16 protein-coding genes are annotated in these 18,294 nt (G+C 63.6%); 4 read left to right on the top strand and 12 right to left on the bottom strand.

The features are described from left to right. Position 1 precedes the first annotated feature (1 nt). The 3 genes from CD932_RS28800 to CD932_RS11685 are packed head-to-tail and all read right to left on the bottom strand — an operon-like array spanning position 2 to position 2,700. A complete protein-coding gene (locus tag CD932_RS28800; RefSeq protein ID WP_094442795.1) occupies positions 2 to 847 on the bottom strand; it encodes a hypothetical protein in 846 nt (281 codons plus the stop codon). A gap of 24 nt (positions 848 to 871) precedes the next feature. Then, positions 872 to 1,912, bottom strand: a complete 1,041-nt coding sequence (locus CD932_RS11690) for a hypothetical protein (RefSeq protein WP_094442794.1) — start codon at positions 1,910 to 1,912, stop codon at positions 872 to 874. Next, positions 1,909 to 2,700, bottom strand: coding sequence for a hypothetical protein (locus CD932_RS11685; protein ID WP_141213231.1), 792 nt, complete (start codon positions 2,698 to 2,700; stop codon positions 1,909 to 1,911). Before CD932_RS11685 ends, CD932_RS11690 begins: the two co-directional genes overlap by 4 nt. 153 nt (positions 2,701 to 2,853) lie before the next feature. Between CD932_RS11685 and CD932_RS11680 the strand changes: the two genes are divergently transcribed. From CD932_RS11680 to CD932_RS11665, 4 genes are all read left to right on the top strand, one after another. After that, positions 2,854 to 4,230, top strand: coding sequence for a caspase family protein (locus CD932_RS11680; RefSeq protein ID WP_094442792.1), 1,377 nt, complete (start codon positions 2,854 to 2,856; stop codon positions 4,228 to 4,230). 86 nt (positions 4,231 to 4,316) lie between these two features. After that, positions 4,317 to 5,126: a hypothetical protein gene (locus CD932_RS11675; RefSeq protein WP_094442791.1), complete on the top strand. Its 810-nt coding sequence runs from the start codon at positions 4,317 to 4,319 to the stop codon at positions 5,124 to 5,126. A gap of 40 nt (positions 5,127 to 5,166) precedes the next feature. Then, positions 5,167 to 5,898 (top strand): hypothetical protein, encoded by a 732-nt coding sequence (locus CD932_RS11670; protein WP_094442790.1) that lies wholly within the window; start codon positions 5,167 to 5,169, stop codon positions 5,896 to 5,898. 48 nt (positions 5,899 to 5,946) lie between these two features. Beyond that, the gene (locus CD932_RS11665) at positions 5,947 to 7,212 is read left to right on the top strand and encodes a DUF6445 family protein (protein ID WP_094442789.1); all 1,266 of its coding nucleotides are present in this window, start codon (positions 5,947 to 5,949) and stop codon (positions 7,210 to 7,212) included. Here the strand turns inward: CD932_RS11665 and CD932_RS11660 are convergent. The 9 genes from CD932_RS11660 to CD932_RS11620 form a co-directional block, all read right to left on the bottom strand. Continuing rightward, positions 7,209 to 8,150 (bottom strand): LysR family transcriptional regulator, encoded by a 942-nt coding sequence (locus CD932_RS11660; protein WP_094442788.1) that lies wholly within the window; start codon positions 8,148 to 8,150, stop codon positions 7,209 to 7,211. The genes CD932_RS11665 and CD932_RS11660 overlap by 4 nt on opposite strands. 132 nt (positions 8,151 to 8,282) lie before the next feature. After that, entirely contained in the window at positions 8,283 to 9,251 is a 969-nt protein-coding gene (gene yjfF / locus CD932_RS11655; RefSeq protein WP_094442787.1) for a galactofuranose ABC transporter, permease protein YjfF, read from the bottom strand. After that, on the bottom strand, positions 9,248 to 10,324 hold the full coding sequence (locus CD932_RS11650; protein WP_094442786.1) for an ABC transporter permease: 1,077 nt from the start codon (positions 10,322 to 10,324) through the stop codon (positions 9,248 to 9,250). Before CD932_RS11650 ends, yjfF begins: the two co-directional genes overlap by 4 nt. Further along, positions 10,321 to 11,898: a sugar ABC transporter ATP-binding protein gene (locus tag CD932_RS11645; RefSeq protein ID WP_094442785.1), complete on the bottom strand. Its 1,578-nt coding sequence runs from the start codon at positions 11,896 to 11,898 to the stop codon at positions 10,321 to 10,323. Before CD932_RS11645 ends, CD932_RS11650 begins: the two co-directional genes overlap by 4 nt. 8 nt (positions 11,899 to 11,906) lie before the next feature. Next, the gene (locus CD932_RS11640) at positions 11,907 to 12,869 is read right to left on the bottom strand and encodes an ABC transporter substrate-binding protein (protein ID WP_094442784.1); all 963 of its coding nucleotides are present in this window, start codon (positions 12,867 to 12,869) and stop codon (positions 11,907 to 11,909) included. A 235-nt stretch (positions 12,870 to 13,104) separates the two neighbouring features. After that, positions 13,105 to 13,872 (bottom strand): SDR family NAD(P)-dependent oxidoreductase, encoded by a 768-nt coding sequence (locus CD932_RS11635; RefSeq protein WP_094442783.1) that lies wholly within the window; start codon positions 13,870 to 13,872, stop codon positions 13,105 to 13,107. A 31-nt stretch (positions 13,873 to 13,903) separates the two neighbouring features. Beyond that, positions 13,904 to 15,481, bottom strand: coding sequence for an aldehyde dehydrogenase (NADP(+)) (locus CD932_RS11630; protein ID WP_094442782.1), 1,578 nt, complete (start codon positions 15,479 to 15,481; stop codon positions 13,904 to 13,906). After that, positions 15,478 to 16,470, bottom strand: a complete 993-nt coding sequence (gene araD1, locus CD932_RS11625; RefSeq protein ID WP_094442781.1) for an AraD1 family protein — start codon at positions 16,468 to 16,470, stop codon at positions 15,478 to 15,480. The genes CD932_RS11630 and araD1 overlap by 4 nt, the downstream gene beginning before the upstream one ends. Positions 16,471 to 16,485: 15 nt before the next feature. Continuing rightward, positions 16,486 to 18,228: an IlvD/Edd family dehydratase gene (locus tag CD932_RS11620; protein WP_094442780.1), complete on the bottom strand. Its 1,743-nt coding sequence runs from the start codon at positions 18,226 to 18,228 to the stop codon at positions 16,486 to 16,488. Between the last annotated feature and the right edge of the window lie 66 nt (positions 18,229 to 18,294).

Raw genomic sequence — 18,294 nt, 5'->3', positions numbered from 1 at the left:
CTTATTTCCTCAGGTCGATCACGACGGGCTTGATCTCGTCGGCCTGGAAAATCATCGGCGCGGGCGCCGAGGTGCGTGGCGCCGGCAGGCTGATGGCTGCGGGGCTGGACGCTGCGGCCTTGGCCGGCGCACCGTGGCGGCGTGCCGTGTCGCGCGGCGTCGCTTTCGGTGCGGCGGGGGTGGCAGGCGCTGGCGGCGCCGGAATCACGCGCGCGGCAGACTCGCCTATCGGCGTGTTGACGACTGCCGGCGCCGCGCCGCGCAAGGCGTCGTCGGCAAACGGCACCAAACGCGTATCGACGCCGGGCGGCACCGGCACGCTGGTATTGAGCAGGCGGCTGTCGGTATAGATCTGGCGCGACAGGCGGTTGTAGTTCGGAAAGTCGATATTGAGCGACTTCGCATCAGGCGCCAGTTCCACGCGCGGGCGATCCTTGCAATTGCCGATCGTCCATTGCAGCACGTCAGTGCCCTGGAAGGCCAGCACCTCGTAGCGGTAGGCGCAGCCGCGCTCCTGGGTCTCGACGATCACCACCGTGCGCTCGCCGACATTTTCCACGCGCGCCACGCGCGCCGTGATGGCATTGGCCAGCGGCACCACGCGAAACGCCTGCGACAGCTTGATCGAGAACTTGCCCTGCGGGTCCTTGCGCAAGGTGCCTTCGGTGCCGTCGCGCAGGCGGAAGGTGGAAAGTGGCGTGCCGAACAGTTCGGCCGTATCGAGGCCCACCATGACGCCGCCGTGACCATTGGGCTGCATGGCGCAGCCCGACAACAACAGGCCGGCAGCGATGGCGGCGGCCAGTTTGCGCCAGTGTGCGGAAGCAAAATTTTTATGCGTGTTCATGCTGGAAAGCTTTCTGGTGAAATTTTACGGATTGATCACGGCCAGCGGGTTGCCCGCGCCGGGCGGCGGCAAGACTGTCTGCTGGTCGCGCGTGAGCAGGGTAAACGCGCCCATGGTGTCGGGGCCGCTGACGATTTCCAGCTGCTGGCGCCGCAGCCAGACGCGGATCTCCGCTTCGGTGGCGTCGGCGCGGAACAGCACGCGGATGCGCTTGCCTGTTTCGACGCCGCTGCCGCCACCACGGTACTCGGCATTGCCGCTCCCGGTGAACTCGGTCGGCAGGAAGATCCATATGGATTGCGCCACCATCACGGTAGCGGCCACGGCGGTGACCAGCTTGAGCCAGCGCGAGGCATTGGCCGCCCTGACGGGCGTGACAGGAGTGACCGCAACGGCCGGGGTGGCAGCCGCTGGCGCAGCTGCGATTTGCAACTGCTGCAAGCCCTGGCGCAGCAATTGCCGGTAGGCCAGGCGGCCGTCCTGCTGCAGTTCGGTCGCCAGCGGCGTGCCGGTCAGGGCGTAGCCGCCGGGCAGCGCCACGCGGGCGATCACGCCGGGCGCTGCCACAGCCGCATTGTCGCGGCCATGCTGCTCCAGCCAGCGCGCCGCCTGCAGGCGATCCTGGCTCAATACGCCCAGGCAGGCGCCCAGCTCGGCCACGCCGACGCAAACCGGCATGTCGCACAGCACCAGGCCGGCGCGCGGGTCGACCGGCGCGTCGCGCTCTTCGACCACCAGGGCGCAGGCGTCGGCGTAAGCGGCGTCGGGCGTGACGAGCCAGCCGCGCCACTGGCCGAGCGCCGGCTGCCAGGCGTCGATCAGCAGCGCGCCAAAGCCGGGGCGGCGCGCCAATGCATGGATCTGGCCGCCGCCGATGGGGCGCTTCGCCAGGGGCGCCGCGTCGTTGCGGCGCGCAAAATGTTCGAGCAGATGGGGCGACACGGCAATGTCGCGCCAGTCGGGCGTGTCGCCCTGGACGACTTCGTCCGTCAGCAATTCGATGTCGGCGGGGGCCGTTTCCAGACGGGCGGCAATCATGGCCAGCGAGGGCGTCAGCGCGGTCATGCCGTTGGCCTTTCATTGATGTTCGGGTGGGTGGATGCAGGCTCCACATGCTGGTTTAACGCCGCCAGGCACAAAATATCCAAAACTATTTGCGCCGCGTCGATATCCTGCGCGCTCAAGCTATCACCGACGCGCAGTTTCAGCAGATTCAATACCCAGGCCCCCAGCAAGGTGGTGCGATGGGCGGGCTGGACGATCTGACGGCCGGCGCTGGCAGCGTCGCCCTGTTGCTTGTGCACCAGGCCCAGCTTGCCGCCGTGGTAATGCGCCGAGGCGATCTGCTCGGCCAGTTCCCTGACGGGCATGCCGCCGCAGCCGCAATGGCGCAGCAGCAGGATCAGGTCATCGGACAAGGTCGTAATAAAGGTCTCGGCGGCGGTGCGCACCTGTTGCGGCGTCAGTTGATAGTCGCGCAGCGCCTGCGCATACTCGTCGGGCGCTGGCAGGTGGCAAGCGGCGTCGTCCTCGCCGCCACCGCCCTCGGGCAGCTTGCGCAGCTGGTCGATGATAAAGCGCTTGAAATACAAAAACAGCGCGCCGATGTGGATCGGCACCGAGGTGCTGTCGCTGCCCAGCACTTTTTCGATAAAGAAATGGTGGCGCAAGTCCGCCAGGGTGTCGCCAAGCGCGGCCGCTTCGCGCGGACGGCAAGGCGCCAGGGCGGCGATGGTGCGTTGATAAAACTGCGCCAGTTCCTGCTGCGTGAGCTGCTGGCGGCGGTGCCAGAAATCCTGGATGCGTTCAAATTGTTCCGATTGCAAAGCCGGTCCGATCGTGTGTGGGGGCACGCGGTATGCGCTGCTGATACCTGCGGCCGGGAAAAATACGCTTGCAGACAGGCAAAACTTGTCAGTAAGGTAAAATGCATCATGGCAATTTTCTCATATCAATGTGGAAATCGCTAACTTTTTGTTACACACACAACAACCTACGAGAGAGCGATGCGCCGCCTGGTCCTGCTGCTGTTGATGCTGGTTTTCCTGCCATTCCTGCATGCGCACGCGGCTGTAGCAGCCCCGGGCAAGCGCATCGCGCTGGTAGTCGGCAACGCCGCCTATCCGCAACCGTTGCTCAATCCCGTGAACGACGCGCGCGCCATGGCCGAGCGCTTGCGCCGGCTGGGCTTCGAAGTGCTGCTGCGCACCGATATCAACAGCGCGCAGCTGCAACAGGCCTCGGCCGAATTATCCACCAAGGCGCGCGGCGCCGATATCGCGCTGGTGTTCTATGCCGGCCACGGCGCCCAGGCGGGCGAAGCCAATTATGTGCTGCCGATCGGCGCGAACATGCATGCCCTCAGCAGCAGCGCGATCGAGGCGCAGGGCGTGTCGGTGGCCAGCCTGGCCGGCGACCTGCAGCGCAGCGGCGCGCGCGGCGCCGTGCTGATCCTCGACGCTTGCCGCCAGGAATACACGCGCGGCGGCGCCCAGGTGCCCGGCCATGGCAACGGTGCCGCCAGTCACGGCTTTTCGGACATGGCCGCGCCGCGCGGCGTGGTGATCGCCTATTCGGCCGGCCCCGGCGCGCTGGCGCGCGACTTCTGGTCGCCCGACTCGCGCAACAGCCCCTACACCAGCGCCCTGCTTGACGCGCTCGACGCACCGGGATTGCCGATGGGTGAGCTGTTTTCGCAAGTCGCCTCGCGCGTGGCAACCATGACGCACGAGGTGCAAAAGCCGCGCGTGTCGTTTGGCGAGACTTCGGCTCGGCTGGTGCTGAACATGGGTAGCGGCAAGGTGACGGCCGAGCCATCGCCTGGCGTGCTGGCCAGCAATGACAATGGCGGCACGCGCGCGCCGCTGCCGCCCGCCGTTGCTGTCAAACCGCCAGCGGCCGGCAGTGCCAGGGTCTGGCCCGGCAATGTGCTGCAAGACATCAATTATGAAATCCGCATGCAGATCGCGGCGCGGCCGTTTCCACGCCAGCAACTGGAAAAACGCGCGCGCGCGGGCGACCTGGTGGCGCAGACCGCGTTGGGCTACGGCATCGGCGGCGGCGACGCTGGCGTCAAGCAGCCGAAGGCCGGCATGCAGTGGCTGGAAAAGGCGGCCGCGAAAGATTTTCCGGTCGCGCAGACCTATCTGGCCGAACTGCTGATGGGCAAAGGCGACCCGGCGTCATTGAAGCGCGCCGGCGCGCTGCTCGACGCCGCCTCGCAGGCCGGCTACAGCCCGGCCCATGCCTACCAATTCGACCTGGCGCGGCGCACCGGCGCGCCACCGCAGGAAGCGGCGCGCCACCTGCAGGATGCGTTGATGGGCCTGATGAAGGATTACCAGGGTGCCGCCAGGGACCTGATGCAGCCGCCGAAAAAATAGCTCAACATAATTTTGTATTTCCTGGCACTGCCCTCGTTAAGCGAGGGTACATGCAATAGAGCATGACAGTGACCAGGGAGTACACCATGCAAGCACCTTCAATCACCGCCGCACGCGGCCGCATCCTGACCTGCCAGCCCAGCGGCCAGGGCACCGTCAGCGTCGGCGGCGTGCAATACCCGTTCGACGTCGCCAGTCACTGGCGCTCGGACACCGCCCCCGCCATCAATGCCGCCGTCGATGTGCGCTTCACCAGTGCCGGCGCCGTCGACAGCCTGAGCCTGGTCACGGCGCGGCAGATCACCCAGGAAGAAATGGCCGGCGCCGCCAGGCTGGCGCGCGAAAAAGGCCAGCAGGTGTGGGGCAATGCCGTCGCCGCTCTGGGCGTCAAGGCGCTGGGCGCCATCGGCGTGCTGGTGGCCGGCGCCTTGCTCTTCAACACCATCAACATCCGCCTGTTCGCCGCCGTCTCGCGCTCCTACTGGCAGTTGCTGGGCTTGTCCGCCGACAGCCTGGAAGGCTTTGCCCGCGGCGGTGGCGGCGGTTTTACGTCAAGCCAGTTTTTCTTCCTGCTGGCACTCGGTGCCTGCTTCGCCACCATGGCGTCGAACCATCCGAAAGCGGCGCTGGGCAAGTGCGCGCCACTGCTGTTTATCGTGCTGCACACCGGCATGTTGTACATGAATATCAAGAGCGCCATCAGCGACGCGGGTTCCGCCATGAGCGGCATCGCCGGCGCACGGGCCGCCAGCATGGCGCAGCAGATGGCCAGCGAAATGCTGGGCCAGGTCTGGCAGGGCATGTCCTTCGGCCTGGGTTTTTACCTGGTACTCGCATCAAGCATCGTGCTCGCTGCCTACGGTTACGGCGAGTTCAAACGCAAAAGCATTGTCTGATCCCCTCTTCTCTTACGCCACATTTACAAGGACCACTATCATGAAACGCACCCTGCCTGCCCTGTTCGCCATCGTCCTGATCCTGTCCGCCTGCGGTAAAAAGGAAACGGCCACGCCTGATGCGCCGGCGCCGGTCGCCACCAGCAGCGCCGACCTTGCCGCCAGGGCGCAAGTGAAAGCGGCCGCCGCCAGCCTGCCGCAGGGCGACCCGGCCACGCCAGGCGCCAGCTATGTCGATATCACCAGCGGCAACCAGCTGATGTACAGCTATATCGCCCTGTCCGGCGTACCGCCCGACTATGCTGGCGTGGCGCAGCGCATCTCGCGTGAATACACGAGCACCGACGACGCCTTCCGCAAGCAGGAAGTGCTCGACGCCATCAAGCCACAGATCGACGCCAGGGTCAGCGAAGCGAAAACCCGTCGCTACCTGCGCTACCAGATCAACGGCCAGGGCGCGCTGTCGCCGTACGCGATGGACAAGGGCGCCTTCCCCGCCAAGTTCGCCGAGGCCGGCACCTATTACTACATGTACGACAATGGCGACTACAAGCTGGGCTTTACGAATGGCGACGGCTACAGCCTGCTCAAAGTCGACCAGGAAGCGGCGCGCAAGATCGAGGCGGCGCGCAGCAGCTACAAAAATTTTGCCATCGTCGTGTATGCCTACGCCCAGGAAGCGGACATGGCGGCGCGCCAGGTCAAGGCGCAGATCGTCAAGGTGGCGATCAAGCTCAATGGCGAAGAAATTCCCGTCAGCGCTGCCATGTAAAAGCGTGCTCGGTTACACTGTTCGCCACACTCAACGGAAATGCGAAACATGGGCGAACAGACACCGGCGGAACAACAACTGGCCAAGGGCCGTCAACTGCACCAGCAGGGCAAGCTGATCGAAGCGATCAACGCTTACCAGGCGGCCTATAAAGCGCAACCATCGCTGGCCGAAGCCCAGCATTTCCAGGGCCTGGCGATGCTGGAACTGGGCCAGCCGGCGATGGGACTGGGTTTGTTAAAACTGTCGCTCAGGCAGCAGCCGGACAACGCCCTGTTCCACCATCACCTGGGCAATGTGATGCGCGGCAATGACAACGACGCGGCCCTGGCCAGCTACGCCCAGGCCGCCCGGCTGGCGCCGCAGGAACACGATTACGCGATTGTCCACGCCGAGCTGCTGCTGTCCAGACAGCGCGTGCCGGAAACCATCTTGGAGCTGGAACGGGCGCGCGCCCTGCGCCCCGAGCGCTGGCAAACCCTGCAAGGCCTGGCCGAACTCTACTACCGCAGCGGGCAGCGCACACTGGCACTGCAGCGCTACGAGCAGGCGCTGGCGCTGCACCCGGCACTGGCGCAAGTGTGCAAGGTCGGCTTTGCCAGCCCGCATCCGAACCAGCCGGAACGTTTGAGCGAACTGGAGGTGAGCGAGCAATTGCAGGATTTTCTGCGTGAAACCGACCTGCACATTATCGACGACTTCCTGCCTGACCCGGCCGCCTGGCGCGCCGAGGCTTTGGCGCTGCCGTTCGAGCAGCAGCGCTATGCGGGGCAGAATTATCCGGGCAGCCAGACCGACGGCCAGCCCTGCCAGGCCATCATGGAGCGCATCGCCACCGCGCTGGGCCGCGAGATCCGCTTTATTTCACCGGACAACGGCTCCTATCGCCTCAGCTATGCCGACGCGATGGCGCGCACCGATATCCATGTCGACAACGAAACGGGCAGCAATTTCAATTTTTATGCGGGCGTGCTGTACCTGAACCCGCCCGAGCAATGCCAGGGCGGCACCACCTTCTGGCGCCACCAGCCGAGCGGCTGGTACCGCCGCCTGCCGGAGGCGCAGGTCAAGGCGGGCGGCTACGCCAGCTTCAAGGATTTTCAAAAGCGCTGGCTGCCGAACAGCAAGGTACAGAAATTCAACGAGCTGCAGGAACGGCGCGACAGCTGGCAGGCCCTGCTGGAAGTACCGATGCGCCACAACCGGCTGATCATGTACCAGGGCCATTATTTCCATTCGCTCAGCAATGTATTCGGCGACTCGCCCGACAATGGCCGGCTGGTGCAATTGTTCTTCTTCGAAGTACCCGACTAATACATGTCCTTGGCCGCGACCAGCACGGCTTTGAGCAGCATGTCCGCCCCCGGCGACAGCAGATGGTCGCGCTGGCGGATAATGCCGAAGGCGTCCATCTTGCACGGCAGGTCGATCGGCAAAATGCTCAGCACGTTGAGCGACTGGTAGTAGTGCGCCACCTCGGTCGGCATCACGTGCAGCGAATCGGTCTGCTGCAGCAGTGAGGTAATCAACAGCAAGGCGGTGGTGTCGACCGTGTTGACGGGCGGTTCGAGGCCGGCGCGGCGGAACATCATGTCGCAGCGGTGGCGCAGGATGCTGCCTTGCGGCGGCAGTATCCACGGCTGGGACGAGATATCCTTCAATTGCAGATTCTTGCGCGACATCAAAGGATGGCCATTGCGCGCCACCACGCTGGCGGGCTCTTCCGTCAATTCTTCATACACGAGACCGGCGCTGCCCTCTTTTTCCAGGATGCGGCCGATCATGAAATCGAGCTTGCCGTGCTGCAGCATGTCCATCAGGGTGTTGCTGTGCTCCACATGCACGCCGATGCGCATCAAAGGCGCCTGCTGCTTGATGCGGGCAATCGCGCGCGGCAGCAGGGCCATGGCCGGCGTCATGATGATGCCCACCTCGACCTGGCCTGTCAGGCCGGACTTGAGCGCGACGATATCGTCGTGCGCCAGCGACAGGCTGGTCAGCGCCATGCGCGCGTGGCGTATCATGGTTTCGCCGAAGATGGTCGGCTCCATGCCGCGCGGCAGCCGGTCGAACAGGCGCACGTCGAGCATCTCTTCCAGGTCCTTGATCTGCTTGGACGCGGCCGGTTGAGTCATGTGCAATTCTTCGGCTGCGCGGTGGATATTGCGCTGCTCGTCGAGGGCGATCAGGAGCAGCAGTTGCCGCGTCTTCAGGCGGGCTCGCAGGAACCAGTTGGGGTTGAGAGTATCCATAATAAATCATATCATGATCGATATCGGAAATCATTCGATATCGATATTATAGATATCGCTATATCTCCTGTACGGTACAAAAAAAAGCCACCGGCGGAAACGCCGATGGCCCGATCAAAATCAGTTGCGCGGTCAGACGGTTTTCTTCTGCCCCATCGCCATCAGGCGCTGCACCACGCAAAACACGAACAGCAGGCCGCCGATGACGATCTTGGTCCACCAGGAACTGAGCGTGCCGTCGAAGGCGATCAGGGTCTGGATGGTGCCCAGCACCAGCACGCCCGACAAGGCGCCGGCCACATAGCCGTAGCCGCCGCTGAGCAAGGTGCCGCCGATGACGACAGCGGCAATCGCATCGAGTTCCGTGCCCTGCGCATGCAGGCCGTAGCCGGACAGCATGTAGAAGGAAAACAGCACGCCGCCCAGGGACGCGCAAAAGCCGCTGAAGGCATAGATCAGCACCTTGGTGCGGCCCACCGGCAAGCCCATCATCAGCGCCGACTGTTCATTGCCGCCGATCGCATACACGGCGCGGCCGAACGGCGTGGCGTGCGCCAGCCACACCGCCGCCAGCAGGGTGATCACCGCGATCACCACGCCGGGCGAGACAAAGCCGCCCAGAAACTGCAATTGCGTCTGCGACATGGCCACATACAGCGGATCGTCGATGGTGATCGAATTGATGCTGATCAGGTAGCACAGGCCGCGCGCCAGGAACATGCCGGCCAGGGTGACGATAAAGGGCTGCAGCTTGAAGTAGTGGATAAAGGCACCCATGCTGGCGCCAAACACGCAGCCCAGCGCCAGCACGGTGGCGATGACCAGCAGCGGCGGCCAGTGCGCCACCTGCAGCAGCCAGGCGGCGATCATGGTCGACAGCGCCAGCACCGAGCCGACCGACAGGTCGATGCCGCCCGAAACGATGACGAAGGTCATGCCGACGGCGATCACCAGCAAAAAGGCGTTATCGATCAACAAGTTGAAAATCACCTGCGTCGACAGCAGGCCCGGATACAGGGCGCCGCCCAGGCCCAGCATCACCACCAGCAACAGCACGGTGACGAGCGAGGTGAAATAAGGGGTATGCAGCAAGCCCTTCATGCTTTCCTCCGTTGCAGCAATTGCTTGAATTCCGACGATTGCGACATGCAGACGAGGAACACGACGACCGATTTGACCACCATGTTCACTTCCGGCGGCACGCCCAGCGAGTAGATGGTGTAAGTGAGGGTCTGGATGATCAGCGCGCCGATCATGCTGCCCACCAGGCTGAACTTGCCACCGGCGAGCGAGGTGCCGCCCAGGGTGACGGCCAGGATGGCGTCCAGTTCCAGCATCAGGCCCGCATTATTGGCGTCGGCGCTCTTGATGTTCGAGCTGATCATCAGGCCCGACAGCCCGGCGCAGGCCGCGCAGAACACGTAGACGAAAAAGATCAGGGTCGCCGTCTTGATGCCGGCCAGGCGCGCGGCTACCGGATTGATACCGACTGCCTGGATAAACAGGCCCAGGGCCGTCTTTTTCATCAGCAAGGCGGTAATGATGAATACGGCCGCCACCAGGTACAGGGAAAACGGCAAGCCGAACAGATAGCCGCTGCCGATAAAGAAGAAGGGCTTGTAGTAGACCGTGACAATCTGGCCGTCCGTCAGCAACTGGGCCAGGCCGCGCCCCGCCACCATCAAAATCAGGGTGGCGACAATCGGCTGCAGGCCCAGGCCGGCCACCAGCACGCCGTTCCAGGCGCCGCACAACAAGGCCGCGCCCAGGGCTGCAGCCAGCGCCCAGCCCATCGGCATATTGCTCACGTAAGTGGGCACGCCGTTGTCCATCACCATGGTGCCACCGATCAGCATGGCGGCCACGGTGCCGGACAGGGCCACCACGGCGCCGACGGAAATGTCGATGCCGCGCGTGGCGATCACCAGGGTCATGCCAAGCGCCGCCAGCATCAGGGGAGCGGCGCGGTTGATGATGTCGATCACGCTGCCGTACAGATGGCCGTCGCGCACTTCGAGGTGGAAAAAACCGGGGATGGTGAAAAACGCCACCAGCAGCAACAGCAGCAGGGCGCCCACGGGGCGGCCTAGCGGATGAGTCAAGATGTTATGCAAAACGGAACCATCCGTGGTGGAGGGCGGACGCGTGGCGCCGGCCGGTGTGGATATCGTCATGTTGCAACCCCTGCGGCTTCTTCTGCGGCATGGTCGCCGCCGGCGATCACTTGCAGCACCGTGGTGTCGTCGAGCTCGCCGCGCGCATACTCGCCGCAGGCCTTGCGGTCGCGCATGACGACGATGCGGTCGCTGCAGCGCAGCACCTCGGGCAACTCGGACGAGATGAACAGGATCGCCATGCCCTTGCGGCACAGCCTGGTCACATAGCTCATGATTTCCTGCTTGGCGCGCACGTCGATGCCGCGCGTCGGTTCGTCCAGAATCAGCATGGTGGGATTGGTCACCAGCCAGCGCGCCAGCAAGGCTTTCTGCTGGTTTCCGCCCGACAAGCTGCCGATCGGCGTTTCGATGCTGGCCGTCTTGATGCCCAGTGCTTTCACGTATTCATCGGCCAGCGCCTGCTGGCGCTTGAACGGAATCGCGCGCAGCAAGCCGGTGCGTGCCTGCAAGGCCAGGATGATGTTTTCGCGCACCGACAGCGACAAAATTGCGCCTTCGTGCTTGCGGTCTTCCGAACAGAAACCAATATCGGCGGCAATCGCGTCGCGCGGCACGGCAAAGGTTTTTTCGCGGCCATCGAGGCGGATGCTGCCCGTATCGGCCTTGTCGGCGCCAAACAGCAAGCGCGCCAGTTCGGTGCGGCCCGAACCGAGCAAACCGGCCAGACCCAGCAGTTCGCCCTGACGGATATGAAAATCCATCGGCGCCAGCGCGCCCTTGCGGCCCAGGCCTTGCGCTTCCAGCACGTTCGGGCCAAAGCTGGCCGCGCCGTCGTGCAACGGTTCGTCGGCCAGGGCCTGCGTATCGGCCGCCACGCCGATCATTTTATTGACCAGCGCCAGGCGCGACAGTTCGCTGCACGGGTATTCGCCTTCGCGCTCGCCGTTGCGCATCACCGTGATGCGGTCGGAAATGGCGTAGGTCTGCTCGAGGAAGTGGGTCACGAACAGAATCGCCATGCCCTGCTCGCGCAGGCGGCGCAGCACCGAGAACAGCAAATTGACTTCGGCTTCATCGAGGCTGGAGGTCGGCTCGTCGAGGATCAGCACGCGCGCCGAAATATTCAGGGCGCGCGAAATGGCCACCATCTGCTGGATCGCCAGCGGATAAGCAGATAGCTGTGCCGTCACATCGATATCGATCTGCAACTGCTGCAGCAAGGCGCGCGCCTGCTGCTGCATGGAACGCCAGTCTATCGGGCCAAAGCGGGCGCCGAAGCGGCGCGGATAGCGGCCAATAAAAATGTTCTCCGCCACCGACAAATTCGGGCACAGATTGACTTCCTGATACACGGTGCTGATGCCCAGAGCCTGGGCATCCGAGGTCGAGGCAGGAGCGATGGGCTTGCCATCGAGCATAATCTCGCCGCCGTCGGGCGTGTACACGCCCGTCAGCACCTTGATCAGGGTCGACTTCCCGGCGCCGTTCTGCCCCATCAAGGTATGCACTTCACCCGGATACAGGCGCAGTGCAACATTGCTGAGGGCTTTAACGCCGGGAAATGACTTGCTGATGCCGCGCAGTTCCAGCAATGGCACTGGCGCGGCGTCATGTTTCACTTGCGTAGTCATCGGCAAGCTTAGTATTTACGGTTAGGAAATTCCTTGGCCGCCACTTCGGCAGGGAACACGCCCTCTACCGTCGTGATGCGTTTTGGCACCGGTTTGCCAGCCACCACATCGCGCGCGATCGACATCAGTTGCGGGCCCAGCAGCGGGCTGCACTCGACGGTCACGTTCAGCTTGCCGGCGATCATCGCTTCGAACGCGCCTTTGACGCCATCGATCGAAATGATGATGATGTCCTTGCCCGGTTTCATGCCCGCTTCTTCGATGGCCTGGATGGCGCCGATGGCCATGTCGTCATTGTGCGCGTACAGCACGTTGATCTTCTTGCCTTCGGCCTTCAGGAACGCTTCCATCACTTCCTTGCCCTTGGCGCGGGTAAAGTCGCCGGTTTGCGAACGGATGATCTTCAGGTTCGGATTCTTGCCGATGACTTCCTGGAAGCCTTCCTTGCGGTCGATGGCCGGCGCCGAACCGACCGTGCCTTGCAGTTCGACGATATTGAGCGCGGTGTCCGGGTTTTTCTTGGCGTATTCCATCAGCCACTGGCCGGCGCGGCGGCCCTCTTCCACGAAGTCCGAACCGATAAAGGTCACGTACAGCGACTTGTCGGTGACGTTGACGGCGCGGTCGGTCAGGATGACGGGAATCTTGGCGGCCTTGGCTTCACGCAATACCGTGTCCCAGCCCGATTCGACGACAGGCGAAAAGGCGATCACGTCAACTTTCTGGGCGATGAATGAGCGCAGGGCCTTGACCTGGTTTTCCTGTTTTTGCTGGGCATCGGCAAATTTCAGGGTGACGCCATCTTTCTTGGCGGCATCCTTGATCGACACGGTATTGGCGGTGCGCCATTCGCTTTCGGCACCCACTTGCGAGAAACCCATCACCAGCGGCTTGGCGGCAAAGGCGGATGTGGTGGCGGACAGGGCGAGCAGCATGGCGCTGGCGAGCAGAGTGCGGCGTGTCAATTTCATTGTAGTCTCCATTTTTATGGGAATACCGGCAAGGCGGGATGCCTGGCCGGGCGTTTTTTATGAACCCATGGTAGGAGAAAGCAACATAGCCATCCAATCAATTCTTTTTCACAGGTGATATCAATTTATATATCGGTATCAAAAATACAAAGCCCAGAGCGAGGTCAACGAAAAAAGCCCCTGCGGCAAAGCTGCCGGCAGGAGCGAACGGTGCTACGGGGGATTTGAAAAGAACTTACACCCAGCCGGCGTCGACGATGAATTCCTGTGACGAGCACATGGCGCCATCGTCCGAGGCGAGGAACAGCACCATGGCCGCAATATCGCGCGGCATCAGCTTGCTGGGCAGGCACTGGCTTTTGCTGATTTCCAGCTCGGCCGCGTCGTCGACCCACAGGTCGATCTGGCGCTGCGTCATGACCCAGCCCGGCGTGACGGTATTGACGCGGATATGATGCGCGCCATAGTCGCGCGCCAGGCCCCGCGTCAGGCCCACCACGGCCGCCTTGGTGGTGGCGTAGACGGGGTAGCCGCCGGCCTTCATGTGCCAGGAAATCGAGCTGACATTGATGATGGAACCGCCGCCCCTGCGCTTCATGCCCTCGAACACGGCCTGGCAGGTAAAGAACATGGGCCGCTGGTTGATTGCGATGCGCTCGTTCCAGTATTCCAGCGTGACGTCTTCGGCCTGGTGGCGCTGGTCGTTGGCGGCATTGTTGACCAGCACGTCGAAGTCGCCGATCTCGGCCACAAAGCCGGCCATGACGGCCTGCAAGGCGGGGATATCGGTAATATCGCAATGACGAAACAGCGGCGCGGGCAAACCGGCGTGCGCCAGGCGGCGGCACAGGGCCTCGCTCGCTTCACGGGCGATATCGACAAACGCCACCAGCGCGCCCTGGGCGGCAAACTCCTCCACCATCGATTCGCCGATGCCGCTGCCGCCACCGGTGATAAATACGCGCTTGCCGCGCAGGCTGTCATACCTTGCCAACTGCTTCATCTGCTCTCCACTGTTTTACCGTGCTTGATGCTTACTCTTTGCCCAGGACGCCGTCCTTGCGGCGCCAGATCCCCAGCGGATTGCCGTCACGCAGCGATTCGGGCAGCAGGTCCTGCAGCAGGTTCTGGTACGACACCGGACGCAAAAAGCGGTTGATCGCCGCCGTGCCGACCGAAGTACTGCGCCCGTCCGAGGTGGCCGGGAACGGGCCGCCATGCACCATGGCGGTCGACACTTCCACGCCGGTCGGGAAACCGTTGGCCAGGATGCGGCCGACGCGGCGTTCCAGCGCCGGCAGCAAACGGCGTGCGTCGTCCAGGTCGCCCTGGTCCATTTGCAGGGTCGCCGTCAATTGCCCTTCCAAACTTTCCGTAATTTCCACCAGCTGCGCGATATCGCGGCAGGCCACCAGCAGCGAGACCGGGCCGAACACTTCGTCGCGCAGGTCGTGCCTGGCCAAAAACGCCTCGCCTGAAGTGACGAACAGGGCGGCGGCGCCCTTGCCTTCTTCACCCGTGTTCTGCACCAGCGGTTGCACGTCGGCGTGCTGCGCCAGGTTGGCGACACCCTTGACGTAGCTGCTGGCGATGCCGGCCGTCAGCATGGTGCCGGCCGGGCTAGGGGCCAGCGCTTCGGCGGCGACGGCGGCAAAGGCGGAAAATTGCGGACCTTCCAAACCGAGCACCAGGCCGGGATTGGTGCAGAACTGGCCCACGCCCATCGTCAGCGAACCGGCAAAGCCGGCGGCGATCGCGGCGCCACGGGCGGCCAGCGCCTGCGGCAACACGAACACCGGGTTAATGCTGCTCATTTCTGCGTACACAGGAATCGGTTGTGGACGGTTGGCCGCCACTTTCATCAGCGCCAGGCCACCGGCGCGCGAACCCGTGAAACCCACCGCCTGGATGGCGGGATGGGCCACCAGGTCCTGGCCGAGATCGTTGCCGATGCCGGTCAGCAAGGCGAATACGCCAGCGGGCAGCTTGGCAATTTCAACGGCCTTGACGATGGCGCGCGCCACCAGTTCGGAAGTGCCAGGGTGGGCCGGGTGGGCTTTCAGGACCACCGGGCAACCGGCAGCCAGGGCCGAGGCGGTATCGCCACCGGCAACCGAGAAGGCCAGCGGGAAGTTGCTGGCGCCGAACACGGCGACCGGGCCCAGGCCGATCATGCGCAGGCGCAGGTCGGGGCGTGGCGGAGTGCGGTCCGGCAAAGCGGTGTCGAGGCGGGCGTCAGTCCAGGAACCTTCGCGCAGCAGGCCGGCGAACAGTTTCAGCTGGCCCACGGTACGGCCGCGTTCGCCTTCCAGGCGCACGCGCGGCAAGCCGCTTTCGCTCATGGCGCGCACGATCAGCTCGTCGCCGATGGCCAGGATCTGCTCGGCGATGGTGTCGAGGAAGGCAGCGCGCTCGCTATCGCTGGTGGCGCGGTAGGTGTCGAACGCGGCTTCGGCCAGGCGGCAGGCCTGGTCGATCTGGTTGGCGTCGACGGTCTGGAACGACGGCGCGATATGCGCGCGCGCGGCCGGATCCCACGCTTCAAAGTTGGCGCCGGTACCTTTGACGGCGACGCCGCCGATCAGGGCTTCGCCTGTGATATTGAAACTCATAATGTGCTCACTTTCGCAAATTCGGTAGGGAAGATTTCGAGGCGGTTCGACAGCGCAGGGCCAAAGGCAGGCGCCTCGACTTCAAACGTTTCGCCCGGCGCCACCGTCACGCCGTCGGCAAAGCTCAAGGTGGCCGTGCCGAAGAAGTGTACATGCACATCGCCCGCACGCTTGAACAGCGGGTATTTGAAGTGATGGTGTTCCAGGTTGGCAATCGTGTGCGACATATTCGTTTCGCCACTGACAAACGCCTTTTCCCAGCGCACCTTGCCGGACGCGTCCAGCACGCGCGAGGTACCGTCGATATGCTCGGGCAGCTCGCCCACCAGCAGGGCCGGGCCGACGCTGCACATGCGCAGTTTCGAGTGCGCCAGGTACAGATAGTTCTGGCGTTCGGTGACGTGATCCGAAAATTCATTGCCGATCGCATAGCCGACGCGATACGGCTGGCCGTCGTCGCCGATCACGTACAGGCCGGCAATTTCCGGCTCTTCGCCGCCGTCGAGCGCAAAGTCGGGCATGCCCAGCGGCTGGCCGCCGGCGCGCACGATCGAGCCGTCGCCCTTGTAAAACCATTCAGGCTGGGCGCCGGCGGTGCCAGCGGCAGGCTTGCCGCCTTCCACGCCCAGGCGGAACATTTTCATCGAGTCGCTCAAGGAATCGGCGTCGCCGCCGATTTTCTTGTGCATGGCGTCGCGCGCGCCAGCGCTGCCCAGGTGGGTCAGGCCGGTGCCCGTCACGTAGCAGTGCGCTTCGTCGGCATGGTCGAGCGGTGGCAGGATGCGGCCGGCAGCGGCTATTTGCTCGTAGGAAGCGGTCGCGGTGCCGAGCCTGGCGTTGACCAGGTCAACCAGACCGGTTTTCGTGCGGATGGCGTCTTGCGCCAGCGCATAGGTGCTGTCGTAGCCGTCGATGATGGTGACGACATCGTCTTGCAGCAGGCCGACCTGGCGGCCGCCGTTTTCGTTCTTGAATTGAATCAGCAACATGTCAGTTTCTCTCGCTTAGTGTGAATGGCGTGGCACGGCCGAACCGCGCGGGCCGACCAGGAAGTCGAAGTCGCAGCCTTCATCGGCCTGCAGCACGTGTTCGATATACAGCTGCTGGTAGCCGCTCTTCGGACCTGGCGCGCTGCCGCGTACACGGACCGCCTGGCGGGCCGCCATTTCTTCGTCGGTGATGTCAAGGTTCAGCAGGCCGCCGGCGCAGTCCAGGGTAATCCAGTCGCCGTCCTGCACGATGCCCAGCGGGCCGCCAGCCATCGCTTCGGGCGCCACGTGCAGCACCACGGTGCCGTAGGCGGTGCCGCTCATGCGCGCGTCGGAAATGCGCACCATGTCCTTGACGCCGGCTGCCAGCAGTTTGGGCGGCAGGCCCATGTTGCCCACTTCGGCCATGCCGGGATACCCTTTCGGGCCGCAGTTTTTCATCACCAGCACCGAGTCCTTGTCCACTTCCAGGGTCGGGTCCATGATGCGCGACTTGTAGTGCTCGAAGTCTTCGAACACCACGGCACGGCCACGGTGCTGCATCAGCGCCGGCGTGGCGGCCGACGGTTTCAGTACCGCGCCGCGTGGCGCCAGATTGCCGCGCAGGATGCAGATGCCGCCGTCTTTCAACAAGGGGTTGTCCAGCGTGCGCACCACTTCGTCGTCGTAGATCGGCGCATCCTTGCAGTTTTCCCACAGGCTTTTGCCGTTGACGGTCAACGCGTCCGGGTTGGGCAGCAGATTGCCGTCGCCCATGCGGCGGATCACGGCCGGCAAGCCGCCCGCGTAATAAAACTCTTCCATCAGGAAGCGGCCCGAAGGCAGCAGGTCGACGATGGTCGGCATGCCACGGCCCACGCGGGTCCAGTCTTCCAGTTCCAGGTCGACGCCGATACGGCCGGCAATCGCTTTCAGGTGGATCACGGCATTGGTCGAGCCGCCGATGGCGGCGTTGACGCGAATGGCGTTTTCAAAATTTTCCTTGGTCAGGATCTTTGACAGTTTCAGGTCTTCGCGGACCATTTCGACGATGCGGATGCCCGACATGTGCGCCAGCACATAGCGGCGCGCGTCAACGGCCGGAATGGCGGCATTGTGCGGCAGCGAGGTGCCCAGCGACTCGGCCATGCAGGCCATGGTCGAGGCGGTGCCCATGGTGTTGCAGGTGCCGGCCGAGCGCGAGTGGCCCGCTTCGGCGGCCAAAAATTCGTGCATGGAGATTTCACCGCCCTTGACCTGCTCGTGCAACTGCCACACGGCCGTGCCCGAACCGATGTTCTTGCCGTTCAATTTGCCGTTCAGCATGGGGCCGCCGGTCACGACAATGGTGGGAATATCGACCGAAGCGGCGCCCATCAGCAACGCCGGGGTAGTCTTGTCGCAGCCGACCAGCAGCACCACGCCGTCCATCGGATTGCCGCGGATCGATTCTTCCACGTCGATCGAGGCCAGGTTACGCGTCAGCATGGCGGTCGGGCGCAAATTCGATTCGCCGTTCGAGAAGACCGGAAATTCGACGGGAAAGCCGCCCGCTTCCAGGATGCCGCGCTTGACGTGCTCGGCCAGCTTGCGGAAGTGCGCATTGCACGGGGTCAGTTCGGACCAGGTGTTGCAGATGCCGATAATCGGTTTGCCCTGGAATTCATGGTCAGGAATGCCCTGGTTTTTCATCCAGCTGCGATACATGAAACCGTTCTTGTCCTGCGAGCCAAACCACTCGGCCGAGCGCAGTGTTACCTTCTTTTTTGTGTCAGACATGCCATTCTCCTGGTTGTGCCATGCCCGATCACAACAATCGGCCCGGGCAGCGATGTGGCGATACTA

The organism is Janthinobacterium sp. PC23-8 (assembly GCF_002250505.1).
In the GTDB taxonomy this organism is placed as follows: domain Bacteria; phylum Pseudomonadota; class Gammaproteobacteria; order Burkholderiales; family Burkholderiaceae_D; genus Janthinobacterium.
This window is presented reverse-complemented; position numbering and strand designations above follow the sequence as displayed.

What these genes read in the sequence shown, in the direction of transcription:
- CD932_RS28800 (WP_094442795.1), bottom strand. Translation starts at nt 847, where the DNA reads ATGAACACGCATAAAAATTTTGCTTCCGCACACTGGCGCAAACTGGCC.
- CD932_RS11690 (WP_094442794.1), bottom strand. Translation starts at nt 1,912, where the DNA reads ATGACCGCGCTGACGCCCTCGCTGGCCATGATTGCCGCCCGTCTGGAA.
- CD932_RS11680 (WP_094442792.1), top strand. Translation starts at nt 2,854, where the DNA reads ATGCGCCGCCTGGTCCTGCTGCTGTTGATGCTGGTTTTCCTGCCATTC.
- CD932_RS11675 (WP_094442791.1), top strand. Translation starts at nt 4,317, where the DNA reads ATGCAAGCACCTTCAATCACCGCCGCACGCGGCCGCATCCTGACCTGC.
- CD932_RS11670 (WP_094442790.1), top strand. Translation starts at nt 5,167, where the DNA reads ATGAAACGCACCCTGCCTGCCCTGTTCGCCATCGTCCTGATCCTGTCC.
- CD932_RS11665 (WP_094442789.1), top strand. Translation starts at nt 5,947, where the DNA reads ATGGGCGAACAGACACCGGCGGAACAACAACTGGCCAAGGGCCGTCAA.
- CD932_RS11660 (WP_094442788.1), bottom strand. Translation starts at nt 8,150, where the DNA reads ATGGATACTCTCAACCCCAACTGGTTCCTGCGAGCCCGCCTGAAGACG.
- yjfF (WP_094442787.1), bottom strand. Translation starts at nt 9,251, where the DNA reads ATGAAGGGCTTGCTGCATACCCCTTATTTCACCTCGCTCGTCACCGTG.
- CD932_RS11650 (WP_094442786.1), bottom strand. Translation starts at nt 10,324, where the DNA reads ATGACGATATCCACACCGGCCGGCGCCACGCGTCCGCCCTCCACCACG.
- CD932_RS11645 (WP_094442785.1), bottom strand. Translation starts at nt 11,898, where the DNA reads ATGACTACGCAAGTGAAACATGACGCCGCGCCAGTGCCATTGCTGGAA.
- CD932_RS11640 (WP_094442784.1), bottom strand. Translation starts at nt 12,869, where the DNA reads ATGAAATTGACACGCCGCACTCTGCTCGCCAGCGCCATGCTGCTCGCC.
- CD932_RS11635 (WP_094442783.1), bottom strand. Translation starts at nt 13,872, where the DNA reads ATGAAGCAGTTGGCAAGGTATGACAGCCTGCGCGGCAAGCGCGTATTT.
- CD932_RS11630 (WP_094442782.1), bottom strand. Translation starts at nt 15,481, where the DNA reads ATGAGTTTCAATATCACAGGCGAAGCCCTGATCGGCGGCGTCGCCGTC.
- araD1 (WP_094442781.1), bottom strand. Translation starts at nt 16,470, where the DNA reads ATGTTGCTGATTCAATTCAAGAACGAAAACGGCGGCCGCCAGGTCGGC.
- CD932_RS11620 (WP_094442780.1), bottom strand. Translation starts at nt 18,228, where the DNA reads ATGTCTGACACAAAAAAGAAGGTAACACTGCGCTCGGCCGAGTGGTTT.